General features: G+C 36.9%; 21 protein-coding genes. 11 read left to right on the plus strand and 10 right to left on the minus strand.

Going from position 1 to position 25,755, the window contains the following annotated elements; all coding sequences use genetic code 11:
* Positions 1-882 carry a sugar phosphate isomerase/epimerase family protein gene (locus tag HME7025_RS12705; RefSeq protein WP_109324623.1) on the minus strand — a complete coding sequence of 294 codons (882 nt, stop codon included), beginning with the start codon at positions 880-882 and terminating at the stop codon, positions 1-3.
* Positions 883-1,049: 167 nt separating this feature from the next.
* Between HME7025_RS12705 and HME7025_RS12710 the strand changes: the two genes are divergently transcribed.
* From HME7025_RS12710 to HME7025_RS12725, 4 genes are all read left to right on the plus strand, one after another.
* Positions 1,050-2,573, plus strand: a complete 1,524-nt coding sequence (locus HME7025_RS12710) for a sulfatase family protein (protein WP_109324624.1) — start codon at positions 1,050-1,052, stop codon at positions 2,571-2,573.
* A 685-nt stretch (positions 2,574-3,258) separates the two neighbouring features.
* A complete protein-coding gene (locus HME7025_RS12715) occupies positions 3,259-4,455 on the plus strand; it encodes an AraC family transcriptional regulator (protein ID WP_109324625.1) in 1,197 nt (398 codons plus the stop codon).
* 78 nt (positions 4,456-4,533) lie between these two features.
* The gene (locus HME7025_RS12720) at positions 4,534-6,345 is read left to right on the plus strand and encodes a glycoside hydrolase family 2 protein (RefSeq protein WP_109324631.1); all 1,812 of its coding nucleotides are present in this window, start codon (positions 4,534-4,536) and stop codon (positions 6,343-6,345) included.
* 62 nt (positions 6,346-6,407) lie between these two features.
* Positions 6,408-6,914 (plus strand): hypothetical protein, encoded by a 507-nt coding sequence (locus tag HME7025_RS12725; protein WP_109324632.1) that lies wholly within the window; start codon positions 6,408-6,410, stop codon positions 6,912-6,914.
* On the opposite strand, the gene HME7025_RS12730 is transcribed toward HME7025_RS12725, so the two are convergent.
* Genes HME7025_RS12730 through HME7025_RS12740 form a run of 3 tightly spaced genes read right to left on the minus strand, consistent with a single transcriptional unit; the run spans position 6,915 to position 9,973 of the window.
* Positions 6,915-7,898, minus strand: coding sequence for a sterol desaturase family protein (locus tag HME7025_RS12730; RefSeq protein WP_109324633.1), 984 nt, complete (start codon positions 7,896-7,898; stop codon positions 6,915-6,917).
* A 54-nt stretch (positions 7,899-7,952) separates the two neighbouring features.
* On the minus strand, positions 7,953-8,663 hold the full coding sequence (locus HME7025_RS12735; RefSeq protein WP_109324634.1) for a 6-phosphogluconolactonase: 711 nt from the start codon (positions 8,661-8,663) through the stop codon (positions 7,953-7,955).
* A gap of 23 nt (positions 8,664-8,686) precedes the next feature.
* Positions 8,687-9,973, minus strand: a complete 1,287-nt coding sequence (locus HME7025_RS12740; protein WP_109324635.1) for a M20/M25/M40 family metallo-hydrolase — start codon at positions 9,971-9,973, stop codon at positions 8,687-8,689.
* Positions 9,974-10,094: 121 nt separating this feature from the next.
* Here HME7025_RS12740 and HME7025_RS12745 point away from each other — a divergent pair, with 121 nt between their 5' ends.
* Positions 10,095-11,126 carry an exo-alpha-sialidase gene (locus HME7025_RS12745; protein WP_109324638.1) on the plus strand — a complete coding sequence of 344 codons (1,032 nt, stop codon included), beginning with the start codon at positions 10,095-10,097 and terminating at the stop codon, positions 11,124-11,126.
* A gap of 2 nt (positions 11,127-11,128) precedes the next feature.
* Here the strand turns inward: HME7025_RS12745 and HME7025_RS12750 are convergent, their stop codons facing one another.
* Entirely contained in the window at positions 11,129-11,524 is a 396-nt protein-coding gene (locus HME7025_RS12750) for an OsmC family protein (RefSeq protein WP_109324639.1), read from the minus strand.
* 3 nt (positions 11,525-11,527) lie between these two features.
* The gene (locus HME7025_RS12755; protein ID WP_109324640.1) at positions 11,528-12,412 is read right to left on the minus strand and encodes a pirin family protein; all 885 of its coding nucleotides are present in this window, start codon (positions 12,410-12,412) and stop codon (positions 11,528-11,530) included.
* Between the two features lie 346 nt (positions 12,413-12,758).
* Between HME7025_RS12755 and HME7025_RS12760 the strand changes: the two genes are divergently transcribed.
* From HME7025_RS12760 to HME7025_RS12775, 4 genes are all read left to right on the plus strand, one after another.
* The gene (locus tag HME7025_RS12760) at positions 12,759-16,019 is read left to right on the plus strand and encodes a SusC/RagA family TonB-linked outer membrane protein (protein ID WP_226998234.1); all 3,261 of its coding nucleotides are present in this window, start codon (positions 12,759-12,761) and stop codon (positions 16,017-16,019) included.
* 64 nt (positions 16,020-16,083) lie between these two features.
* Entirely contained in the window at positions 16,084-17,853 is a 1,770-nt protein-coding gene (locus tag HME7025_RS12765) for a RagB/SusD family nutrient uptake outer membrane protein (RefSeq protein WP_109324641.1), read from the plus strand.
* 328 nt (positions 17,854-18,181) lie between these two features.
* The gene (locus HME7025_RS12770) at positions 18,182-19,078 is read left to right on the plus strand and encodes a glycoside hydrolase family protein (protein WP_109324645.1); all 897 of its coding nucleotides are present in this window, start codon (positions 18,182-18,184) and stop codon (positions 19,076-19,078) included.
* A gap of 384 nt (positions 19,079-19,462) precedes the next feature.
* Positions 19,463-21,073: a helix-turn-helix transcriptional regulator gene (locus tag HME7025_RS12775; RefSeq protein ID WP_154401978.1), complete on the plus strand. Its 1,611-nt coding sequence runs from the start codon at positions 19,463-19,465 to the stop codon at positions 21,071-21,073.
* A 10-nt stretch (positions 21,074-21,083) separates the two neighbouring features.
* Here HME7025_RS12775 and HME7025_RS12780 read toward each other — a convergent pair whose 3' ends face one another.
* From HME7025_RS12780 to HME7025_RS12795, 4 genes are read right to left on the minus strand one after another with little or no spacing between them, the layout of a single operon-like run.
* Positions 21,084-22,391: an MFS transporter gene (locus HME7025_RS12780; RefSeq protein ID WP_109324647.1), complete on the minus strand. Its 1,308-nt coding sequence runs from the start codon at positions 22,389-22,391 to the stop codon at positions 21,084-21,086.
* Between the two features lie 9 nt (positions 22,392-22,400).
* A complete protein-coding gene (locus HME7025_RS12785) occupies positions 22,401-22,856 on the minus strand; it encodes a DinB family protein (RefSeq protein ID WP_109324649.1) in 456 nt (151 codons plus the stop codon).
* 11 nt (positions 22,857-22,867) lie between these two features.
* Positions 22,868-23,713 (minus strand): arsenite methyltransferase, encoded by an 846-nt coding sequence (locus tag HME7025_RS12790; RefSeq protein ID WP_109325462.1) that lies wholly within the window; start codon positions 23,711-23,713, stop codon positions 22,868-22,870.
* Positions 23,714-23,766: 53 nt separating this feature from the next.
* Positions 23,767-24,099: an ArsR/SmtB family transcription factor gene (locus tag HME7025_RS12795; RefSeq protein ID WP_109325464.1), complete on the minus strand. Its 333-nt coding sequence runs from the start codon at positions 24,097-24,099 to the stop codon at positions 23,767-23,769.
* Between the two features lie 156 nt (positions 24,100-24,255).
* Here HME7025_RS12795 and HME7025_RS12800 point away from each other — a divergent pair, with 156 nt between their 5' ends.
* Positions 24,256-24,780: a hypothetical protein gene (locus HME7025_RS12800; protein ID WP_109324650.1), complete on the plus strand. Its 525-nt coding sequence runs from the start codon at positions 24,256-24,258 to the stop codon at positions 24,778-24,780.
* A gap of 74 nt (positions 24,781-24,854) precedes the next feature.
* Positions 24,855-25,742 (plus strand): hypothetical protein, encoded by an 888-nt coding sequence (locus tag HME7025_RS12805; RefSeq protein ID WP_109324651.1) that lies wholly within the window; start codon positions 24,855-24,857, stop codon positions 25,740-25,742.
* Positions 25,743-25,755: the final 13 nt, after the last annotated feature.

A 25,755-nucleotide genomic window follows, 5' to 3' on the forward strand; every position in this document is an offset into this window, starting at 1 on the left:
TTATTTTAATTTGCCTATTTGTTCCCGATAATATTGTACCGACTGTATGACCGAAGGGAGATTACTCGGTTTTTCTTGAGTATCCCGCTCTATATTAATATTCCCTTGAAATCCTTGTCTTTTTAACTCTGCAAAGACCTCTGGAAAATTCACTACACCCGTTCCAATGGGTACATCTCTTAGTTTGGGATTGTTATATTCCGCAATATCCTTTAAATGAATAGCTATAATACGACCTTGCAATTTCTTCAACGCATCCACTGGGTTTATGCCACTTTTAGGATAATGACCTAAGTCTGGACATGCATAGAAATTAGGGTGGTTTTTCATGGCAATTAATAAGGAGTCTGGTGTCCAATAAACACTCGTTCCTTTCCAATGATTATGAATAGCCACTTTTATCTTATATAAGCCAGCTAAACTATCTACTCCATCCCATAGGTGCACAGGAGGCTCTGCTGTTACATAATTGACCTCCAACTCTTTAGCAATATCAAACTCCTTCTTCCAACGATCAATGGTTTTACCTCCTACCAAATATATGGATTCCATCTTAAGCCCTTTCTCTTTAATCATTTGCTTTAATTGTCGGATTCCAGTCCTTGACAAGTTCATCACAGATGAGTCTTTTAAGGCTGCACCAGCTTTGCCAAACGTATATCCTTCAACAAAATGCAATCCAGCACTGTCTGCTTTGGCCAATTGATCGGAAAATGAAGATGGGTTAAATGTGTAGAGGGCAATTCCCAGCTTCCAATCTTTAGGAGCCTTTTTTACTGAATTCAATTTTTTATTTACATATTTATCTGGCAGTTTGGCCAAATTGATGTGAGATAGACTTAGACATAAGCCTAATAAACAATAAGCGTATATTTTTTTCATCAGGTTTGGTTTTATAAGAAGATAATAGGAACGTTGGCCACTAGAAGCCAATCAAATTAAATGAAAAAAATCAGTATTTTACCTATATAAAACAGTAAAATAGCTGGATGGGTTGCCAAGAAATATTCCGTTAAATAATAAAACTCGTAAGCATTGAAACAAATACTATGAAAAAGTCACTTCTTCTACTCCTAATTAGCTTTTATAGTTGGGGACAAACAAAACAAAGACCCAACATCATTTTTATTATTTCGGATGATCATACTTCACAAGCCATCAGTGCCTATGGAAGTAAATTGGCCAAAACGCCCAACATTGATCGAATTGCCAGAGAGGGAGCCATTCTATATAACAATGTGGTTACCAATTCCATTTGCGGACCTAGCAGAGCCACCTTGCTAACGGGTAAATTCAGTCATAAAAATGGCTATAAATTCAATGAGAAGAAATTTGATATTGAGCAAGCCGTTTTTCCTGAAGAATTACAAAAAAATGGATATCAAACAGCCTGGGTGGGGAAAATGCACTTAGGCACATTACCTCATGGTTTTGACTATTTGAACATCCTTCCGGGACATGGCAGCTATTATAATTCGGATTTTGTGGATAGTCAAAATAAAACTACTCGTCGAGAAGGTTATGTCACCAATGTCATTACTCAGTTATCGAAAGAATGGTTAAACCAGCGTGACACGAACAAACCATTTTTCATGGTCGTTGGACATAAAGCTACTCACCGTTCTTGGCTTCCCGATATTCAAGATTTAGGTGCATATGATGATGTGACTTTCCCAATACCCGATACTTTCTATGATAATTATGCTGGAAGATTGGCAGCCGCTGACCAAGATATGACAATCGATAAAACCATGATTTTAAGTCAAGATTTAAAAATCCATGGTAAATATGAAGGCAATGGAGATGGGGGAAATTTCAATCGATTTACTCCTGAGCAAAGACCGCCATTTTATGACTACTATGAAAATAAAATAAGTAAAGAGTTTGAAGAGAAAAAACTCAGTGGAAGAGCCTTGGCTGAATGGAAATACCAGCGCTATATGAAAGACTATCTTTCAACAGCCAATTCACTAGATAGAAACATTGGTGAATTATTAGATTATCTAGACAAAACGGGCTTAGCCAAAAATACCGTTGTAGTATATACTTCGGATCAAGGATTCTATTTAGGAGAACATGGTTGGTTTGATAAACGCTTCATATATGAAGAATCGTTAAAGACTCCCTTTGTCATTCGCTATCCTGGCACCATCAAACCCGGAACTAAAGTAAGTCAGGTGGTATCCAATGTGGATTGGGCTCCAACTTTACTAGATATTGCTCAAACGAAGGTCCCAACAGAAATTCAAGGAAAGTCCTTTTTGCCTGTTCTCAAAGGTCATGGAAAAAACTGGAAGAATGAATCCTATTATCACTACTATGAATACCCACAGCCGCATCATGTCTATCCTCACTTTGGTTTAAGAACAGCTCAATATACCTTGGTTCGCTTCTATGGACCGAAAGATTTTTGGGAATTGTATGATATCAAAAAAGATCCTAAAAATTTACACAACATCTATGATAAAAAAGAAAATGCGCAAATTATTGCCGATTTGAAAAAACAATTAAAACAGAAGATGATTCAATATGACGATAAAGAAGCTCTAGAAATTTACCAAAAAGGTCAATAAAAGGACTTTCACAGGATAAAAAAGCCTATCGCTAATAACGATAGGCTTTTTGCATTCCTGTGTTCTATAATTGTATACTATCTTTAATCGTACTATTTCATTTTAATAATTCTGATAAAGAATTACATCAACGAAGCATCATTTTAAATTATTTGAATCAAACGATTCTGCTTTCTAAAACAATAGCTCAAAAGTAGGAGAAATCTTATAAAAATTTCAACTTAAACGTAATTATTGGTATAATTTAAAAATTCTATACTAATTAGTCTCGAAATAAATGACATCATTACGTAAAAAGTATTGAGTTAATGGTTAGGCATTTTCTCTATTTTTTTAAAATTTAACCTCAAAAAGCTCTTTCTTTTAAAAAAATAATACCTAATTTTAAAAAATTAATTTTTTCTTTTTAAACAACCGCTAATAATTTAGGTACAGATTTTGAATTTTAGGACAAAGGATTTGAACAAACAAATTCAGCTAATGCGAAGCTTATCTAACTTAAATGCAATTAAAAAAACAACCCCGTTCTAAAATATATAACCAAGTCTAAACTAGTTATTTTTTTGCAAGGAATTCCCCATTTCGAATAACAAATTAGCTGTTATTCGGTTAGGAGATAATAGGTCTTCGTGGTGGACTTTAAAAATTGGCAATTGAATTTCTATTTTAGTTATTTCCCATTTCAATGTTCCTAACCTTACCATTCTTATCCCTACTATTTTCTATTATTATTGCTTATTTCAATATAAAGAAGAATAAAGGGATCATTTTCCTGTCCATCTTTTACTTTTTGATCGGAGTAATTAGTTTAAAATACTATTTATTTACGTACGACAGCCAATTGCCTTGGTTATTGGCAATACTTTATGGACATTTCTCCCCATTGTTTTTCTTGATTGGACCCGCAGCATATATATATGTACGTAACACTGTTACTGATCAAGAAGGTATTACCAAAAAAGATATTTGGCACCTTATTCCAAGTCTATATATGCTCATTGGTTTGATTCCCTATTTTTTAAAATCATACCAAGACAAACTGGCTTTAGTTACTAAAATACTCAATCAACCAGGCGAACTTTACACGAATCAGATTCACCTCTTTACTCCTAGCCTAGTAAATGACTTTGTCCGTAATTTCTTGTATGTATATTATGCCTGGATGATGATTTTGTTGTTGATTAAAGCTACTTGGACTCAGAATTCCAATTCAAATGATTCTTATGAAATCCAAAGGCGTATTACATTTCAATGGCTCATCATTTTTGTCTCATTTAATACCTTCATAGCGAGTATCCTCTTATCCTCAAATTTCATTGTTCTGTTTAGTCCTGAACACGACTTTAGCAATCTAAATGAATACCTACCCTATTATAGAATCTTAATCATGATTGCTTTTGTCATGCCCTTACTCATTCTACTTTTTCCAAGAGTGCTGTATGGTATTCCGAAATTAACTTGGGAAGAGCTTGAGCTCATCCAATTGAAAAAGAAAAAATCAAATCTGGAAAAAATTGAACAAGAGGTTGACGATTCCTTTTTTGAACTATCCCAAATCATACTAAACTACATTGAAACAGAAAAACCCTATTTGAATCCCCGCTTTTCCATTCGAGATATCGTGGTCACCTTAAATATTCCCCAGCATCATGTATCTTTTTGCTTTAATAAAATTTTAAATACCCCTTTTCCTACCATCAAAAACAAATACCGCATTGAATACGTCAAAGAACTTATATTGAAAGATAAAGAAAAACGATATTCACTAGAAGGCTTAATGAAGGAGGCTGGTTTTACTTCAAAGAACAGCTTCTTCCAAGCTTTTAAAGAAATAGAAGGCTGTACTCCTAAAGTATGGTCGGAACTACAAAAAGCTAGCTAATTCATGCAATATATTACCATAAAAAGCCAAGAACTCTAGCTTTTTAATATCTTAGGTTTTTCAAATCTATACATTAACATGAAAAACCTCTTTATTGTAGCAATATTGGCTACGCAGCTTTTTTCCACGAATGCACAAACCTGGAAACCTGCTGGAAACAAAATCAAAAGCCCTTGGGCTGAAAAAGTAGACCCCAATAATACCCTTCCAGAATATCCTAGACCACAAATGGTTCGTGACCAATGGCAAAACTTAAACGGTTTGTGGGATTATGCCATCATCGACAAAGGAAGCAATATCCCAAATCAATTTGATGGTAAAATCTTGGTGCCATTTGCTGTAGAATCTAGTTTATCTGGCGTTCAAAAAACAGTAGGTGACCAAAAAGAACTCTGGTACCACCGTACATTTACGGTTCCCGCTACCTGGAAAAACAAAAATGTCATCTTACATTTTGGAGCCGTAGACTGGAAAGCCGACGTGTGGGTCAATGATATTAAAGTAGGGACTCACCAAGGTGGATATACCTCATTTAGTTTTGACATTACCCCATTTCTACAAAAAGATAAAGCTCAAAAAGTGGTAGTCAAAGTTTGGGACCCGAGTGATTTAGGCTTCCAACCTCGCGGTAAGCAAGTAAATAACCCGAGAGGTATTTGGTACACTCCTGTGACGGGAATATGGCAAACTGTATGGCTTGAACCTGTAGAGTCTACTTTCATAAGCCAACTAAAAACGGTTCCCAATATAGATGGCGGAAATATCAACGTTCAATCTAAAATTGAAGGAGCCATTCCTTCTGATATCATCGAAGTAAAAGTCTTAGATAATGGAAATCTGGTTTCTTCAGGCAAAGCGGCCATAGGACAGGATGTTCTAGTTGCCATCCCAAATGCCAAATTATGGAGTCCAGAATCTCCTTTCTTATATGACTTAGAAATATCCGTTCTTCGTAATGGTATAGCCAAAGATAAATTGAAAAGCTATGTCGGAATGCGTAAAATATCTACTAAAATAGATGCCAATGGCGTACATCGACTTCAATTAAATAATAAAAATGTGTTTCAATTGGGGCCATTGGATCAAGGATGGTGGCCTGATGGTTTATATACAGCACCTACTGATGAAGCGCTACTATTCGACATCAAAAAGACCAAAGATTTTGGCTATAACATGATCCGAAAACACGTAAAAGTAGAACCTGCAAGATGGTATACGCACTGCGATCGGGAAGGGATTTTGGTATGGCAAGATATGCCAAGTGGAGATAAAGACCCCAAATGGGTAACTCGGAATTATTTCAATGATAAGGAATTAATTCGCTCCAAAGCCTCAGAAGAAAACTTCATGAAAGAATGGAAAGAGATCATGGATTTAACTTTCTCTAACCCTAGTGTGGTGGTATGGGTCCCTTTCAATGAAGCATGGGGGCAATTTAAAACTCCAGAAGTGGTAGAATGGACAAAAAACTATGATCCTTCTCGCTTAGTGAATCCAGCTAGTGGAGGTAACCACTATGATGTAGGAGACATGCTAGACATGCATAATTATCCTGACCCTAAAATGGGATTATTTGATTCTAAACGCGTCAATGTGTTGGGAGAATATGGAGGAATCGGATTAGTGTTAGATCAACACCTTTGGGAGGGAAATCGAAATTGGGGATATGTTCAATATAAAACGAGCGAAGAAGCTACCAAAGCTTATGTCGACTTAGCCGAAAAATTAAAAAAACTAATCCCATTTGGCTATTCTGCAGCTGTTTATACTCAAACCACTGATGTGGAAATTGAAGTCAATGGATTGATGACGTACGATAGAAAAGTGATTAAACTATTGGAAGATAAAATCCGACAAGCCAATATCGAGATTAGAGAGTCACTAAAATAAAAAAGATTCATTAGAGCCCATGTAGACCGCCAGTCCATGGGCTCTTTTAAAATCAAATCCTCATGAAACTAAATCAAAAATGGGTATTCAGTTTTGCCCTCTTATTGGGATTCAGTTACCTGATGCAATGGCAAGGAGCTGCTCTTAAAAATAGCTTCACTCCCATGGGGATTATACATTTAGAATTTGCTCCTACGGCAGATTTATTTCAAAAAATAGTACAACATTGGGATATCCAGACGCTTCGCTGGAATATAGCCATCGACTTTCTCTACATTCCCATCTATACATATTTCTTCCAGCTAACGCTTGCTCTATTGGCGCAAAGGCATCGGAGCAAATTGGTTCGACAGTTTGGATTATTACTTAAAAATGCGGCATTATTGGCATTCTTTTGTGACATCCTTGAAAACACTGGAATGATCCTATCCCTTACAGGCGCCCAATCCTCTTGGGTCTACACGCTGACCAATGGCTTCGCAGGAGTGAAATTTGCCATCATTGGCATCAATATCATTTACATCTTGGTTTCCATCCCTACATTATTTTTCCGAACAAAGCAGAGCTAATCACTTAAATATCCCTGCCTCTTTTTTCATTGCTGATGCTGTTTTATGCTGACCCGTATGGCTCCAACCTGGTGGCATGAAAATGTATAAGAATTTATTCACCAGCCCAGGTGCACTGTAGACATCTTTAGCCAAAGCCACTAGTTCTCCAAAATAGGCATCTAAAAAATGATTCGGTTTCATATCTCGAGTAATCCCATATTCCACTTTCACCTCATCTAATTCAGGTTGATAGGTCTTGAATACTCGATCCCAGATATTTAAAAGATTACAAAAATTGGTGTCCATGTACTGAACATTTCGTGCATGATGTACTCGGTGATGAGCTGGGCTTAGCATAAAATTACCCAATTTCCCCATCCGAGCATCTTTGACCAAATGATCCCCGATATGAATAAATGCTCCCCAAGTTCCATCAATGAACATGATTGTAAATAGCATCGCCGGAGGAAGTCCCGCCAAAATACAAATGCTGGCACGAATGATATCTGCATACGGTCCTTCCAAAAAAAAGTGCGCATAAGAAACCGCCAAATTCATGTTTTCTGGCGCATGGTGCGTGGAATGTAAACACCAAAACAATCGTACCTTATGCGCTAAATAATGGTAAATAAAATGAGCAAATTCCCAAACTATATAACCATAGATAAACCAATACCAAGTAAAGGAAACATGAAATAATGCCTTAGGTTCAAAAAATCCAATACATATTGCCGTCATTCCTAATGACAAATACCTCCCTATGAAGGCATTCAATACATAACTAAAAAATGGAATCTTATAGTTGCTCAAACCAAAGCTTTTGAAAAGCAATCCTCGAACTAATTCCAATACTAGGGTAATGGGAAACAAAGGTCTAATCAATACTTTGATGCCGTCGTATGTCAAAAAGTCGGCAAAAGTCTTGTTTTGGAGAAATTCCATTAGATTGTCAAATCCAAAAAATCCAAGGATCCAATCTCCTATGGCTTGTACTATTTCCATGGTCAAATTATTAAATAGGTTGATTCATCCAACAAGATGAATTGGTGTCATTCATTAAATTGCTTCTTGATCTACATAACATTCTACATTAGGATGCATCCACAAAAAAGAAGCTGGACAGTGTGTCGTGATTTTCTTTTCCATGATGGTTTTAAATGCTTCCTGCTTTCCCTTCCCTGTAATCAAGAAAATGATTTTTTTAGCTTGTAAAATCCCTTCCATACCAACACATAGGCCAAATGCGGGTTCCGCTCCTTGAGATAATGCTGGATCATGCTGAATGGTTGACTCTGCTAAAATAGCTTTATGGAATGAAGCCTGCAAATACTCTCCTGGCTCATTAAAAGCAATATGCCCATTTTTCCCCAAGCCTAAAATACAAATATCCATGGGCCCTTCTTGTTCAATGTAAGCTTGAACTCGATCACATTCAGCCTGATACTCTTTCAAATTAGTATCGAAACTGAAATAGCGATCATCGGATATCTCCAAAGGGCCTAACAAATGCTTTTTCAAATAGCTTTCACAAGAATCTGGATGCTCGGATGGAATAATACCCCATTCATCCATTTTGATGGTACGCATATCCGAAAACAAGGATGGATTAGCCACATGGGCTTGATGCATTTGGGTATACATCCCCGTAGGTGAGCCCCCCGTGGCAGCACAAAAAAGCAAATTGGGTTTTTCTTGAACAGATTGAATAATACTTCTACTGGCTAGTTCACTCAGCTCTGCATAATTTTTAACGTAAGTAATTTTCATTATTAAGGTTTATGGTTCAAGGTCTATTTCAATTGGGAAGTATCTACGCGACTTGGTGTATCTTTCCCAGAAATGATTGTTTGTGCACTAAAAGCGATGGACTTAATGATGGCTGTCATATTCTCCAAATCTAACGTTTCGATTTGGTCACTAGGTTTGTGGTAATTAGGTTCATTGTCCATTTTAGAAGTGGAAATGGTATGTGCTGGCACACCTAATCTAGCCAAGGTAGCATTGTCTGAGCGATAGAACAAATTTTGATCCGTGTAGGGATCTGGGTGAAAAGTAAAGCCCGTTCCTTCCAGATTTTTTTGTAAAATTGCCCCCATATCAGTTTTCTCAAATCCCGTGATATATGCACTATTTTTACCCCACTTACTTTCAGTCCCAATCATTTCTAAATTGAACATAGCTTTTACTGAAGCTGGATCAAATTGCTCAGAAAAATAGCTTGCCCCAAATCCTCCACTTTCCTCCGCTGTAAAAGCAGCAAAAACCAACGTACGTTCATTTTTATTCCACTTCTTAAAATACTTAGCTAACATCATCATTCCAGTAGTTCCAGCAGCATCATCATTGGCCCCATTGTAAATGGAATCTCCTTTAACCGCTCGGTTGGGCATCACCCCAAGGTGATCATAATGACCCGAAAAAATGACATATTCATTGGCTAATGATTTACCTGGAATAATACCCACCACATTGCTCAAGGACATAGGAGTGATTTCATTTTCTACTTCAATAGAGAATTTATCAGCCGCTTTACTCGATAAAATAAAGGCCACATTCACTTGATTCCCTCTTAATATATTGCGGTTACTCAAGCGAGTAAACAAATTGGCAAAATCTTCATCTACCCAAACTACGGTTGGTGTTTTACCCGAAATAAAACGATAGGCTGATTGAAAGAAGTTTTCTCCTTTGGCTATTGTGGCTTGCGCATAAGAAGACGATTCTTGTATGATGGTTTTCGATTCTTTTCCAATGACAACAACTTTTTTGGAATCAATAACTTCCCCATTTAAACTCGCTTTGATCGACTTCAATGTGGGTTTATACACTTGAAATGTTTGTAAATAACTAGCTGAGTTCCCCCAAGTCTTTAATTTTGATTTAGCAAATTCATCTGAAATAAATTGCGCTGCTTTCTCTATTCCCGGCGTAAATGGCTTTCTCCCCGCTAATTCGTCCGAAGCTAAATAACGCTCGATACGCTCCACTTCTTTGACATGGATGATTTTGTCGATTGATTGCCCTAAGGCTGAAATAGAACATAGTAGGCCGACAAGTAGTAAAGATGTTTTTCTCATGTTGATTGTTGATTTATGCTAGCTTCAAGCTTTAAAAGTATTAAATTAATATCAATCATTTAGCCCACATCTAGCTATTTTACATCAAATGGATTTTCTTTGTTAAACTCTACTCCTACAAATGATGCTCAAATTCCTATTTTGCTTATTAATTAGTCCAATTGCTTTTGCTCAATCATCTTTATTCAATATTAATGGTCAACAACCTGATTTTTGCCTGGGAAAATCAGGTAAAATAGAACTAGTATTCGGCCAAAAAAATAAACTGTTTTATTCCTTTTCTACTGATCAGGGTGCCCATTTTTCTGAGCCTAGTTTAGTTGATTCCTTAGTTGGATTACATCTTGGAGCATCTCGTGGTCCCAGAATTGCAAGTTCAAATTCAGAAACCATCATTACTGCCATAGATAAAAAAGGAAATGTATACGCCTTTAGAAAAACAAATACGGGAGCCTGGTTAAAAAATCAAGTGAATGATATTCCAGATATGGCAAAAGAAGGATTTAATGCCATTGCCGCCAATCAAAAAAATCAATTCACTGTCATTTGGTTGGATTTAAGATTGAATCGAAAAAACAACTTAATGTCCAGCACTTCTTTGGATGGAGGAAAAACTTGGCAAAAGAACCAACTGGTCTATGCCTCTCCCGAATCAAATATTTGTGAATGCTGCCAACCCAATATCATCATGAATGACGGTCATATTGCAATCATGTTTCGAAATTGGTTAAAAGGTTCTCGCGATATGTATGTAATTGAATCTCAAAATGGAGGAAAAAGTTATAATCAAGCTAAGAAATTAGGCTTGGGAACTTGGGTTTTGGAGGCTTGTCCCATGGATGGAGGGAGTCTAAGCTGGACATCCACAGGGGAAATTGCTACCGTCTGGCGTAGAGCAGAAAATCTTTATACTTCTGGAGTTCAAGGAGAAGAAAAGCTCATTGGTCCTGGTAAAAATGCTTCTACCACCATATTATCATCTGGCCAGTGGATGGTCTGGAATCATCAGGGTCAAATATGGCTAAAATCAAATGCTTCGGACACGCCTAAGTCCTTGGGACAGGGCCGCTTTCCTATTATGAAATCCCTTAACCATCAAAAGGCTTTCATCGTTTGGGAAAACCAAGGTCAAATTTGGGGTCAACTACTGTAAGTTTATTTCAAACTGCTAATGATTTCAATGGGATTACTATATACTTTGTGAATAGGACACATGTTTGCAATGTTTAGAAGCCTTTCTTTTTGAGCCTCGTCCAAGTTTCCAGATAAATGAATATTTCGATGAATCGTTGTTTTGCTAAGTTCTTTATCCCAGATAAAATCTAATTCTAAATTCACGTCTTGCAAATCCCACCCTTTGCGATCAGCATACATACGTAAAGTAGCAGAAGTACATGCTGCTAAAGCTGCTCGGACCAATTCATCTGGGGAAAAGCCCAAATTCCCTCCACCGAGTTCAATCGGCTCATCTGCAACAATTTGATTTCCTGATTCACTTTGAATCTCCACTTGATAAAGTGTATTTCGTAAATGCGATGTAATTTTCCCCATGACTTATCTATTGCTTAAACTTGGATAGGGCACATATTCATTTTCCTCTCCTTGAATTTTATCAAAACGTCGATTAATCCAATCGTCTTTCGCTTTATCAATTAAAGACTTATCACTTGAAACAAAATTCCAATTGATAAAGCGCTCCTCAGGAAAAGGATCTCCTCCAAATATATAAATGGTGCTATTCGCTTCCATCGTAAAAGTACATAAGCTATGGTCTTGGGCAACCAACAATTGCTTTGGACCAAATGTATTCCCTTCTTCTTCAATGCCTCCCTCCAAGATATATATTCCCGATTCTCCAAATAGCTGATCTCCCAAGGATAATTCCGTTTTCTCCTTACTCTTCACTTCGATCATGTACAAAGGACTATAAACAGGCACGTCTGATTCTCGACCAAAGGCTTTTCCAGCAATCAAGGTAAATTGAGTTTCTCCTTCATTCCAAGTAGGTAATTCCTCTTTGCCAATATGCACAAAAGAGGGCTCCATCTGCTCCAGTTCTTTGGGCAATGCTACCCAAATCTGTAAACCATGCAAAACCTTATCAGAATGACGTAAATGTTCTGGGGTCTTTTCCGAATGCACTATCCCTTTACCAGCAGTCATCCAATTTACTTCCCCAGGTTTAATCTCTAAAGCAGAACCTAGGGTATCACGGTGCATAATACTCCCTTCAAATAGATAAGTCAAGGTTGATAAACCAATATGGGGATGCGACAACACATCTAAATTCTCCCTTTCACTTAACTTGGTTGGCCCCATGTGGTCAATAAATGAAAAAGGCCCAATCATTCTTTTTTGACGAAAAGGTAATAATCGCCCAACCATAAAATTACCAATATTAGCAGCCCGCTCTTCGATAATCAATTGAATATTTGACATAGCTCGTATGATTTATATAACGAATTTACACGGTTTGCTAGCTATTAAAACTTAATGTACATGAATAAAAATCCGACAAACAAAGATTTATTTGAAATCGAAATTTTATCAATCCTTAATATGCTACTTCCCTCCAACTTAAATTATGGTGGCATATTTGCCGAAAATACCCATATTCAGATGCCTAAAAATAAATATATCCTAATTAATCTTTGTATTTTACTATTTATCTGTAATTTGGATTCTATAATCTATTCATTACACCAACTATAATAACTAACTCCTTCCTTCAATTCTCCAATCTGGAGGATCTGAAAGTATCCAATCAACCTAACAATTATACTCTATGAAAAAAAATCAGACCATGAGACAACATGTCTCGTACCTGAGAATGTACATTCTCTATTTTGCCCTGCTATGTGGAATTGTCCACTCCACTCAGGCCAGTAACGTCTCGTTTATTGACAAATCAGTCACAGGGAAAGTTACAGAAGAAAATGGTGCTCCGATTCCGGGAGTATCGGTTACTCAAAAAGGTAGTACACGTGGAACGACTACTGATATCAATGGTAATTTCAAAATCAATGTTGACAATGAAAAATCCATATTAGCTTTCTCTTTTGTTGGTTATATCCCGCAAGAAATTGAAGTAGGAAGCCAAGCCAATCTAACGGTAAAGTTAAAAGTAGATACCAAATTATTGACAGAAGTGGTAGTGGTAGGTTATGGTAGCCAGAAAAAGGCCAATCTAACTGGAGCCGTAGACCAAGTCAGTAGTGAGGTATTTGATAACCGACCTTTAACCAATTTAAATCAAGGCCTTCAAGGTGTTATGCCCAACTTAAATATCAAGATGGGAGATGGAAAGCCAAATCAAGCACCTAGTTTTAATATCCGTGGTACCACTTCCATTGGACAAGGAGGAAATGCATTGGTTTTAATTGATAACGTGGAAGGAGATCCTAGTTTATTAAATCCCAATGACATCGCCACAATAACCTTGTTGAAAGATGCCGCATCTGCTTCCATTTACGGAGCTAGAGGCGTATTTGGGGTAGTATTAATCACCACCAAAAATCCAACTAAAGGAAAAACTTCGGTTACCTATTCCTCTAATTATTCCTTAAAAAACCCCATTGCGGTTCCTGAGCTAGTTACAGATGGCTACACATTTGCCTCCATGTTTGCCGAGTCATTTGTTAATTTTCAAGGTAGTTTTCCACAAAACGTCAATAAAACATTAAAGTTTTCTCAAGCCTACTTGAATGAATTTAAACGTAGAAAAGAGGTTGGAGGATTACCTGATTATGAAATTGATCCAGTAACAGGAGAATACGTCTATTATGGAAGTACGGATTACTATGGAAATTTATATAAAAAGGTTACAACCTCTAAAGAACATAATCTAAGCATCTCGGGTAGTAGCGATAAGGCAAGCTATTTATTAACGGGGCGCTATTACGGTCAGGATGGTTTATTCCGATATAATTCCGACGATTACCAAATGTTGAATTTCTCAGGAAAAGGAAGCGTTCAACTGTATCCTTGGTTAAAAGTGACCAACTTCACGCAATTCTCGAACATGAAATACCATAACCCACTCAACGTAGGTGAAGGTGGAGGTATCTGGAGAAATATCGCGGATGAAGGACACCCAATTTCACCCATGTTAAACCCAGATGGTACACTGTCTTTTTCTGCAGCTTATAATATTGGAGATTTCTATTACGGAAAAAATGGCATCGACAACGACAAGCGTGTATTTAGAAATACCACAGGTTTTGCTGCTGATTTTTTCAAAAATAAATTACGTGTAAAAGGTGATGTCACGATTCAAACCACGGACAACAATGATAGAACGAAGGCTGTGCCCGTTCCATATAGTGTAAAGCCAGGCGTGATTTCCTATGTGGGAACAACCACCAATTACATCAACGATGTTTACAGGGAGACAACCTACATGACAACCAACCTGTATACAGAATATGAAAATACCTTCCATGAAGATCACTACTTAAAAGTGATGGCAGGTTACAATTATGAAGAATCTAGATTTAAAAGATTATCTGCCCAAAGAAATGGATTAATCTTTGAAGGTGCTAATGATATAAACCTAGCTTTAGGTCAATCCATTACCACCAGTGGCGGTTGGGAAGTTTGGAAAATCATGGGAGGATTCTCTCGCTTAAACTACTCGTTCAAAGACCGATATCTTTTGGAAGTAAATGCTCGATATGATGGCTCATCTAAATTTCCAAGTAACCAACGTTTTGCCTTCTTCCCTTCTTATTCATTGGGATGGAGACTTTCCAAGGAAGCATTTTGGAATGTGCCAGAGAAATTAATTACTGATTTTAAATTAAGAGCTTCATATGGTTCATTAGGTAATGGAAATATCAATTCCTATGCCTATTTAGAGCAGTTTAATATTGCTCAATCGGGATTGGTTTTGAATGGTCAAAGACCACAATTTACCACAAACCCAACGGTTATTCCAGAGGGCTTAACTTGGGAAACAGCTACTACCAAAAACATCGGTATTGACCTTTCCATGTTAAATAATCGATTGCACTTCAATGCAGACGCTTATATCAGAACAACCACCGATATGTTTACTGTAGGATTAACCTTACCTGCTGTATTTGGTGCTTCGTCACCAAAAGGTAACTATGCCGACCTGGAAACAAAAGGTTGGGAAATGCTCCTTTCGTATAATGACCAAGTAAACGTAGCTTCCAGTCCATTAAAATTCAACGTTCGATTAACCTTATCTGACTATACAGCTGTTATTAAAAAATACAATAACCCTCAAAAATTACTAAGTGATTTTTATGAAGGTCAGGTAATGGGTGAAATTTGGGGTTATACCACCGCTGGATATTTTACCTCAGCAGATGACGTTAAAAATAGTGCTAAACAAGATTTGTTCCGCAGCGCTAACAGTGGTGTGTGGTACCCTGGTGATATCAAATTTGTTGATTCAAATGGAGATGGCAATATTACTCCTGGCACTAGCCGAGTGAGTAATCCTGGAGACAGATCCATTATTGGAAACACAACTCCGCGTTATACATACGGAATCATGTTAGGCGCAGATTGGAAAAATTTCTTTTTCTCTGCATTTTTCCAAGGTGTAGGACAGCAAGATTGGTATCCAAGTAGAGAGGCGAATTTGTTTTGGGGACAATACAATAGACCATACGGTGGTATTCCAAAAAGTCAGTTAGGCAATATTTGGAAAGAAGATAATGTCAATGCTTATTTCCCAAGATATGTATCGCGTATAGCTAGTAATGCGAACGGAACATTATCAGCACCTCAGACAAAATACATGCAAGATGTTCGTTATATCCGATTGAAAAATATTCAAATCGGATATAATTTACCTAGTCAGCTAGCTTCCAAAATTGGGTCAACCGCTGCTAGAGTATATGTTTCTGCTGAAAACATTTGGACAGCTTCCCCACTATTTAAAATTACTCGTGATATAGATGTTGAAAATGCTGTAGCATCCGATCAAGTGTTCTCTCCAGGAGGAAACTCAGGTGATGGTTATAACTATCCATTAATGAAAAGTGTAACACTTGGTTTATCTATTACATTTTAATGAGCTTAGAATCAAAAAGACATTCTCTGCAGGTAAAACAACCTTAAAATTTTAACATAAGATCATGAAACTTAACTATATCTTCTGCCTACTTTTCACATCCAGCTTATTTTTAGGATGTAGTTTGGAAGAAATTCCAGAGGCAACCACCACCAAGGGCCCAATCTTCAGTAGCGAAAGCGGCCTAATTTTATATACCAATTCATTTTACAATATGATGAATGGTAAAAACTTACATCGTGCCGATGCTATGTCGGACTATTTAGCTAGAAAAGACACCCCACCTTTCATCACTCCAGGAAACTTTAGTGCAGAGGTGAGTTCAGGATGGTCTTGGTCAGATTTGAGAAATATCAACTATTTCATTAAAAACTGCAATGACCCCAAGGTTCCCTTAGCTGTTAGAAATAACTACATTGGAATTGCTCGATTCTTCCGAGCATGGTTTTATTATGAAAAAGTAAAACGGTTTGGAGACGTCCCTTGGATCAATAAACCATTGGATGTATCGGATACTGAGCTATTGAACAAAGGTCGAGATTCTCGTGTGATGGTGATGGATTCTGTCATCGCTGACTTGAATTTTGCATGTGCCAATATCACAGCTAAAACTGAAGGTACCCGTAGTTTGGTAACAAAATATGCTGCATTTGCTTTCAAATCACGTGTTTGTCTATATGAAGGCACATTAAGAAAATACCATACGAACCTAAATTTAAGCTCTAGTTCTGCCAACCTATTAACACAAGCTGCAGCCGCAGCTAAGGTAGTTATGGATGAAGCAGGGTATAAATTATACGATGGTGCTGGAGTAGATAAATCATATCGACAGGTGTTCATCAATCCTGCACCGGTGGCTACAGAAGTGATACTTTCAGCCGTTTGTGATTTGGCATTAAACAACCTAAATGATGGTAACTGGTATTGGACATCAGGAACTTATGGTGATAAGGCAAACTTCATTAGATCATTCATCAATACCTACTTGAACATTGATGGAACCCCTTTCACCAATAATCCTGCTTACAAAACCATGCTTTTTAAAGATGAGGTGAAAGGGAGAGATAAACGTTTACAACAAACGATTCGTTCTGGAGATTACAAACGCCTAAACAATGGAGTTTTGGAAGCGGCGCCACCTCTATTCTCGTACACATTTACAGGTTATCAGCCAATAAAATGGGCTTTGGACGACATGTATTATGATACCCGAGATTTGAACATCAACTCAGTATCCATTATCCGATATGCGGAAGTATTACTGAACTATGCTGAAGCAAAAGCCGAACTAGGCTCTTTAACAGATGCCGATTGGGCCGCGACGATAGGCTTATTGAGAAAGAGAGCTGGTATCACGGGCGGAACAAATACCTTACCCAAGGCTATTGATACCTACCTTCAAACGACGTATTTCCCTGCCATTTCTGACCCAATAATTCTAGAGGTACGCCGAGAAAGAGGGATTGAATTATGCTTAGAAGGTTTTCGTTTTGACGATATCGTGCGATGGAGAAGAGGAGAACTTATGCAAATGGAATGGAATGGCATGTATGTTCCTAGTTTAGACACGCCGATGGACTTAAATGAAGACGGAAAATTGGATGTGGCTTTCTATCAAAAACTCCCAACCAAAGTATCTGGTGTAACCTATGTAGAAGTAACTCCATTAATCAGTGGAAAAGCTAATCCACAATTACTTTCTAATGGTACTTCGGGAGAATTAACTTGGTTCAATAACATTCCAAGGAAATGGGAAAACAAACATTATTTATACCCTATTCCCGCTGGAGATTTAATTACTAACCCCAAACTAGGGCAAAATTCAGGATGGTAAAAATAAAGGCCTACTTAATAAGTAGGCCTTTTTAATGACTCATTTTCTACATAATTTTAAAGAAAATGTGTTATTGCTATTAATCTGTGAGCATATTTAACAATTTTCATAAAAAATAATCGTTAGGACGTCGATGTTCTCCCATTAGCTATTGTGAATTAAGAAGAATCTATCTAATTTGAGAGTATTAATTAGTAAGAATTTAGTTTGTTGATGAAGTGTAATGCAAAAAAGTCACCTGAGATTCAAGTGACTTTTTTTGATTTTTATCTTTGATTAATTTCCTCCCCTGTTCATATCGTATCCTTTCTCTAAACCAACCCATATCATGAAACATTATATCTCTATGGTCTTTTGTTTGGCAATTGTTCTTCATCTATTCCCTGCACAAAGTCAAACACTCTTTCCAGATGTATTAGTCAAATTTAAACCTCTAATCAAAGAAGCCGTATTTTCTGGTACAGGTTCCCAAACTTGGGATCAACAAATTCGTGAACGAGGATATATCTTAAAGGAAAAGGACGGATATCACTTATGGTATACTGGATATTCTAAATCAAGTCCAATCAAGAATTTGGGATATGCCACTTCTAAGAATGGTTTAGATTGGAAAAGACATGCAAACAATCCTATCAATCCTCAACAATGGATTGAAGATGTCTTCGTCATTAAAAAAGGCAAAAATTATTACATGTTTGCCGAAGGAAAAGGAGATACCACCCATCTACTCGTATCAAAAAACAAAACCGATTGGCAAGAATTAGGGAATCTAAGGATTCTTAAAACGAATGGACAGGCCATAGAAAAAGGTGCCTTTGGGACACCTTGTGTTATTGCAGTGGATGATACCTATTATTTATTCTATGAAAGAGATGATCTGGGGGTTTGGTTAGCCAAATCAAGTAACCTCATCGACTGGGTCAATGTTCAGGATCAACCTGTATTAGAAATGGGGCCTGAACCCTATGACAAATTCGGTGTGGCCATGAACCAAGTCATTTTTTACCATGGATACTATTATGCATATTATCATGCCACAGCCTTCAAAGACTGGAGAGAATGGTCAAGTAATGTTGCTGTTTCCAAAGACCTCATTCATTGGACAAAATACCCTCAAAATCCTATCATAGGAAATAATGAATCCAGTAATATTATTGTCCCAGATAGTCAAGGATTCCGCTTATATACCATGCATTCAAAGGTACACGTATATCAATCTAAGTAAATGCCAAAAGTAAAGGCAACAAAAAAGCCTAGGCTTGATAAAAGTCTAGGCTTTAAATACCCGTGTTCTACTTATTTCTCTAATAATTAATCAAATTTTCATGAAAGACTGGATTTGCACCCATTCAGACATACAATCTACTTTTATGCAATCTATTTTTACTTTTAAAAATCTTTGATGCACTAAACTGAATTACAAAATTAACTATTCAGCGTAAATTTTTCTTTAATTAGACGTATTAAATAAGTTCATATTGTTACTAAAAAGTAAAATAATGTTACATTTAGCGAATAATCTGATTCTTTTGGAGATATGAGCCGAAAATCACTCTTGATCATTAAAACAATTTCCAAGGGCCTTTCTTTGATCCTTTGTAGCCTATTGATGGCCTTACAAACATATGCTCAAGACACCATTTTGGTTAAAACATATTCTTTACCTGAAAAAATCACGAACATTGATGGAGATGGACGAAATTTAATCGTCAGGACTGATAATCATTTATATAAATTTCATTCAGGGCGTTTTGATGATTTGAAATTTACCCCCAAAGACAACGATCGCTTTACTTGGATTAGTAAAACTGACAACCAAGACATTTTCGGAACCTATAGTACCTTGCAGTTTCCCGAAAGCCATCAAGTCAACCACCGTTCCATTGCCAATTTATTACCTGGTTATGATCAGTATAATATGACGGAAGCCTCCATTGGAGACCTGTATTTTTTGGCTTACAATGGAATTCTGCTAGAATATAGAATTCATAAATTTTATTCCATACAACATCGAGGTAAATCCATTCGACATATATACCACGATGATCGCGTCAGAATCATTGCTACTTATTCAGGGATATTTATTGATTCTGTCGCCGAGGTGTATTCTAACAAACCCATCCCAGGAGCAAATTTCTCTAGTGGGGAAACGAATAAAATTAATAATCAATATTACCTGAACTCTGATCCCATTTATCAATTAATGAATAATCAGTGGGTCCGATTACCTCTAAAAACGGATATCCTCCATTTTAAAAAATTATTACCCATTGGGAATGTCACATATTTTCAATCGACGGATGCTATTGGAACCATTAACTTAAAAAATTACCAGGTAAATAAAATCATTACCCATTCTTCCCAGTTTCACGATATGGAAAATTTGGGCAACTTACTTTTGCTTGGTAACGCCAATGGGAAATTATATCTGTATGATATGGTTCAAAGAAAAATTGAATCCATACACATTGGATCTTCCATTTATGATATCACCATCAAAGGAGAGCAAATCATCCTATCGTGTAATGATGGCCTTTATGAATTCAATTTAAAAACAAAAAAAAACCAACTTCTATTTCGCCACAAGCACATCATTCAATCCATATTTATTGGAAACAACATCCTTTTCACCAGCTTTGAGGGTCTATTCCTTTATACACAAGATAAAGAGGTATTTCAAATTATTGAAAATGTAGAATTCAATAAAAGGGCATTAAGCAACTGGAATCAAAACGTATATGCTGGATCCACTGAAGGCCTTTATGTCATCAACCTTCCTCAGCTAATCAATGAAGTTTTACCTAGTTTAGAACCAGAAATTATTGATGAAAGCAAAGTAGACGCTTCTTTAATCATCGCCTTAGGATTCACCCTTGTTGTCATTGTTGGCAGTGCGGTATTTATTCGAAATAGAAATAAAGGAATTCCTGAAAATTACAAAACACCAAAAGTGGAAATTACCCCTGAAAGAATTCGGGAAGATATGCTAAAAAATGAGCAGTTAATCAGTGTTGAAAGCATTGCCGAATACTACCAAATTTCTCGCGTTCACTTAAATCGGGTATTAAAAAAACACAATAAAAACACTTTGGAATTAATCAAAGAGATCAAGAAAGAAATTGTGCTAGACCTGAAAAGCAAACAAGTTCCTATTGAAAAAATAGGTCAACGGGTTGGTTATACAAGTAAGTACATCAAGCAACACTTTCTGAAAAAATAGGATATCCATTTCAAAAAGCCAATTTTTCCAATGGCTGAACAATCAAATGTGAATGGGTACACGTAGATTTAACTTCCTTCCCAATAATCCAGTCCCAAATTTTGACAGAATCTCCTTCTCCGCAACGCATTCGAATTTTTATGATGATTGCCGACAAACAAGTCAATAGTCCAATAAAAATAATCGCAAAGAGTATCCCAAAATAGTCCGCTAGTATTCCTGTCATTAAAGCTCCAATGGCATATCCCAAATCTCTCCATAACCTGAAAATTCCCATACTCTTAGCCCGATCTAAAGGATGTGTATTCTCCGCCAGAGTAGCCAAAAAAGTAGGATATACCATAGCTGTCCCCCAACCTAGCAAAGCAGAAATTCCCATAAATTCAAACGAAGTTTCTGCCCAAATCAATAGCATTAATGCGATTCCTTGCAATAACATTCCAACAAATAGCATGTCTTTTTTGCAAAATTTATCCGACATTTTTCCTGTTAGTAATTGACCTAAACCCCAAATAGCAGGATAAATCGCTGTAATCAATCCAATCTCTTGTAATCGAAAGTTCTTGCTCGCCAATAGGATGGGCAAAATACCCCAAACCATGCCATCATTTAAATTATTAATCAAACCAGCTTGGGTTACCGAGCCTAAATTTCTATTCTTCCAAGTTGTCTCTAAGAAGATATTTTTCAAACGTGGAATTCGATTATGCTGCTCTTCTTGTATGACATGTTGCCTCGTATCCTGAATGAAAAAATAGCTCCCTAATAAGCCCAAAATAACCAATACGATACCTAGGTAAAATGGATATGGACGCAGGCCAAACTGATTAGCCAAATATCCAGACAAAAATGCAAATAAGGCTACGGCCAAATAACCAGCAGATTCATTAATTCCCATGGCTAAGCCACGTTGTTTATCCCCTACCAAATCAATCTTCATCACCACCGTAGAGCTCCAAGCTAAACCTTGATTTATCCCGAGAAAAACATTGGCTAAAATCACCCAATTCCAATTGGGTGCATAAATGAGTAAAAATGGTATTGGTATGGCCATAATCCATCCAATAACCAATAGATTTTTACGACCCATTCGATTGGCTAAACTTCCAGCAAAATAATTAGACAATGCCTTAACAACTCCAAAGACAATGATAAAAGAAAGTATAGCTGTTTTTGCCGCTAAAGCGAATTCTTCTTCTGCCAATTTAGGTAAAATGGAACGTTCTAATCCCACCATACCTCCGACAAAGGCATTGATAAGCACCAGTAAACTAAACTGCTTCCAATTCTCCCGTAAACCTAGCTTAACTTGCTTCATAACTAATCATCATTGACCATATTTCAATACAATGGCTAATTGCCCAGCATGATAAGCTGTATGTGAAACTATACGTCCAAAAGCCTCTGATTTAGATTTTGTCCCAAATTCTTTAGTAGAAATAACTTGCTCCCAATCTTCTTCTACTTGCTGTGAGACAATGGAGTGTAACTTTTCAAATGAACCCACTACATAATTTTTAAGCTCATCTAAATTCGTCCATTCACCAGAATCACGTTGATCTATCACTGTTTTAGCTACCACTTTTACCGAAGAATCACCAAACACATTTTTAGCAAAAAGCAATTCAACATCACCAATATGACGGATCAAAAATCCAGCTGAATTTGGCGAATTACCCAATTTTTTAGCTAAATCCGCTTCTGAAATTCCATCTAGCAATTTAGTGAAACGCGTCCTTGACTCGATCCACAAATCTAGTAATACCTCTGTCTTTGTTTTCATGATCTTTGATATTAGCAACAACCTGAACCTGGCTTACAGGCATTCTCATCACTTGGTTTTTGAGCAAAAACTGAAATAGAAAATATTCCCGTTTTACCTGAATTGAATTCCTCAATCTCTTGAGCACTCAAATAATGACTCAAAATATCATTTGGTATGACGATAGGCTTTTCCTTTTGAATTTGCACATTCACAAATCCACTAGTCTGAATTAATTGCATATATTCATCCTTCTGAATAGCCCCTGCCACACAACCGGCATACATTTCTGCATCTTTTTGAAGTCCAGATGGCAATTCACCAATCAGCACCACATCAGATATACTAAAATGTCCTCCTGGTTTTAACACCCTGAAAATATCTTGAAATACTCCCGCTTTATTAGGCACCAAATTCAATACACAATTACTGACGATTACATCCGCAACATTGGCTGAAATTGGCATGTTTTCTATATCTCCCTGACGAAATTCCACATTATTAAATCCCCTAATCTCAGCATTGATACGTGCTCTTTCAATCATTTGTGGAGTAAAATCTACTCCAATCACCTTTCCCGATTCCCCTACTTCATGTCGCGCTATGAAACAATCATTTCCAGCACCACTGCCCAAATCCACTACGACATCCCCCTCTTTCATTTTAGCAAATTGCGTTGGCAATCCACACCCTAAACCTAAATCAGCATCAACATTATATCCCTCTAGTGTACTATAGTCTTCCGACATAATATTATACACTTCTGTAGAACATCCGCCAGCTCCACAACAAGAAGCCATATTTTCTTCTTTTCCTTGCATGGCGATCTCGCCATATTTTTGTTTCACAATTTCTTTTAATTCTTGCTCTGTTTTCATGGTATTATTGATTTGGATTAATCGTAATTTTACGATGGATTTAAACAAAAAAATTAGCAACAGCTACTTGTTTTCACATGTCGCTTTTCAAAAAAATGACCTAGCAATTCTGTTAATTTGGCCCATTCAGACTCATTGATACAATAACAAATGGATACACCATCAATTTGCCCTCGAATCAAACCCGCTTCTTTCAATTCTTTCAAATGTTGAGAAACGGTCGACTGAGAAATTGGCAATTCATCTACAATATCACCACATATGCAAGATTGTTTTGTCAACAATAGCTGCATGATGGCCATACGTGCTGGATGCGATAAAGCTTTAGCATATTTTGCTACTAAAATTTGCTCTTCGGTATAATCAATAATTTTACTTGCTCCCATATCAATCGTAATATTACGATAAACCTTTGAAATAAAAAAAATATTGGCCCAATTTCTTTCGTTTTGCTGAAAAAAATTGACCTGCTGCATATTCCATAGCACAAAATCCCAATAAATAGTTGGAATTATGCAAGTTTATGCTAGTTTTGCGAATTCATGAAAAGGCTAGCCTCCATATTGTTATTGTTTGTCCTCCTCTATCAGGCAGGTGGATTTGCTTTACGTTATGTGGCTAATTCAGATACCGAATTTGTAAGTAATGAGCCCAGCAGCGATTCTTACATGGTAAAAATCCCTATCTCCTTGCCCTATCCAAGCAATCGGGAGATTCCTCAAGAAGTATCAGGATCATTGCAACAAGGTGATGATTTCTATCAAATGTTAGACCAAAAGATAGAGAATGATACCTTGTATACACGCGTAGTCAATGATAAAAATGCTCGTGATCAATTTTTGGATTTAGCTGATTTGGTCAATGAACATTTAAATGATCAACCTGACAAGGCTCCTTCAAAAACTAAATTAATTCAGACACTTGTCAAAGAATATTGTCAATCTGGTGGCGCATGGGTATTCTATATCTTAGAATGGCCTACTGAACACATCGCAACACCGAATCATTCTTCATTAAAGACATCCTCATTCCAGGATGCCTTATTTTCACCTCCCCGGCAGGCTTAATTATTTCTGAAAAAATAGCTTGAAAGAAATTCCCCTTCTTTCCTGTTTGTTGTATTTCAATTTAATTAAGCATAATGAAACATACTTTACTGTGTGTATTCATCTCAATCTTGAGTATGAATACGATCATGGCACAACTGCCACATGATCAAGTTTACATGAATAAAAATATTGCCTGTGGAGCCTTGATGTACGGGAATTCCTCATGGACAAACTATTGGGAAAACACCCTAAAAAGAGATAATCCAAATATCGGGAAACTAAGCACCGAATCTTTAGGAGCCATGATTGCTTATGGTATCACGAAGAAAATAAATGCCTTAGTGATGGTCCCTTACGTAAAAACCCAAGCTAGCAAAGGAAATTTAATGGGTCAGCAAGGCCTTCAAGATGTCAGCCTTTGGTTAAAAGCACAAGTATTTGACTACAAACAATTACATGGACATGCTACACTTGGAGTTAGCACACCCATGAGTAATTATGTCACTGAATTCATGCCTATGTCCATTGGAATTGGGGCTAAAACATTCAGTGCTAGAGCCATTTTACATTATAACTTACCTTCCAACTTATTCATCAGCGCAACTGGCTCTTATATTCTAAGAAGCAACGTTAACGTAGATCGAGATTCTTTTTTAAATGGAGAAAGACTATATAACACAAGCACGGTGGCCGTTCCCAATGCCTTTAATGCTATGTTTCGTATGGGCTATCTAAGAAAAGAAAATCAAGTAGAGGTTTTCGCCGAGCACTTCTCTTGTGTAGGAGGAGACAATATTCGTCGTAATTCCATGCCATTTCTTACAAATGACATGACCATGACTGCTGTAGGAGCATACGCTAAATATCAGCCTAAATCACTTGGAATAAGTGCCAAAGTATCCTATGTCCTAGACGGGCAAAATGCGGGACAAAGTACTAACGTAACTGTTGGTTTATTGTACCTATTTAAGGTTAAATAATCATTAGAACATC

It is taken from the genome of Aquirufa nivalisilvae (assembly GCF_003143535.1).
GTDB classification, from domain to species: Bacteria; Bacteroidota; Bacteroidia; order Cytophagales; family Spirosomataceae; genus Aquirufa; species Aquirufa nivalisilvae.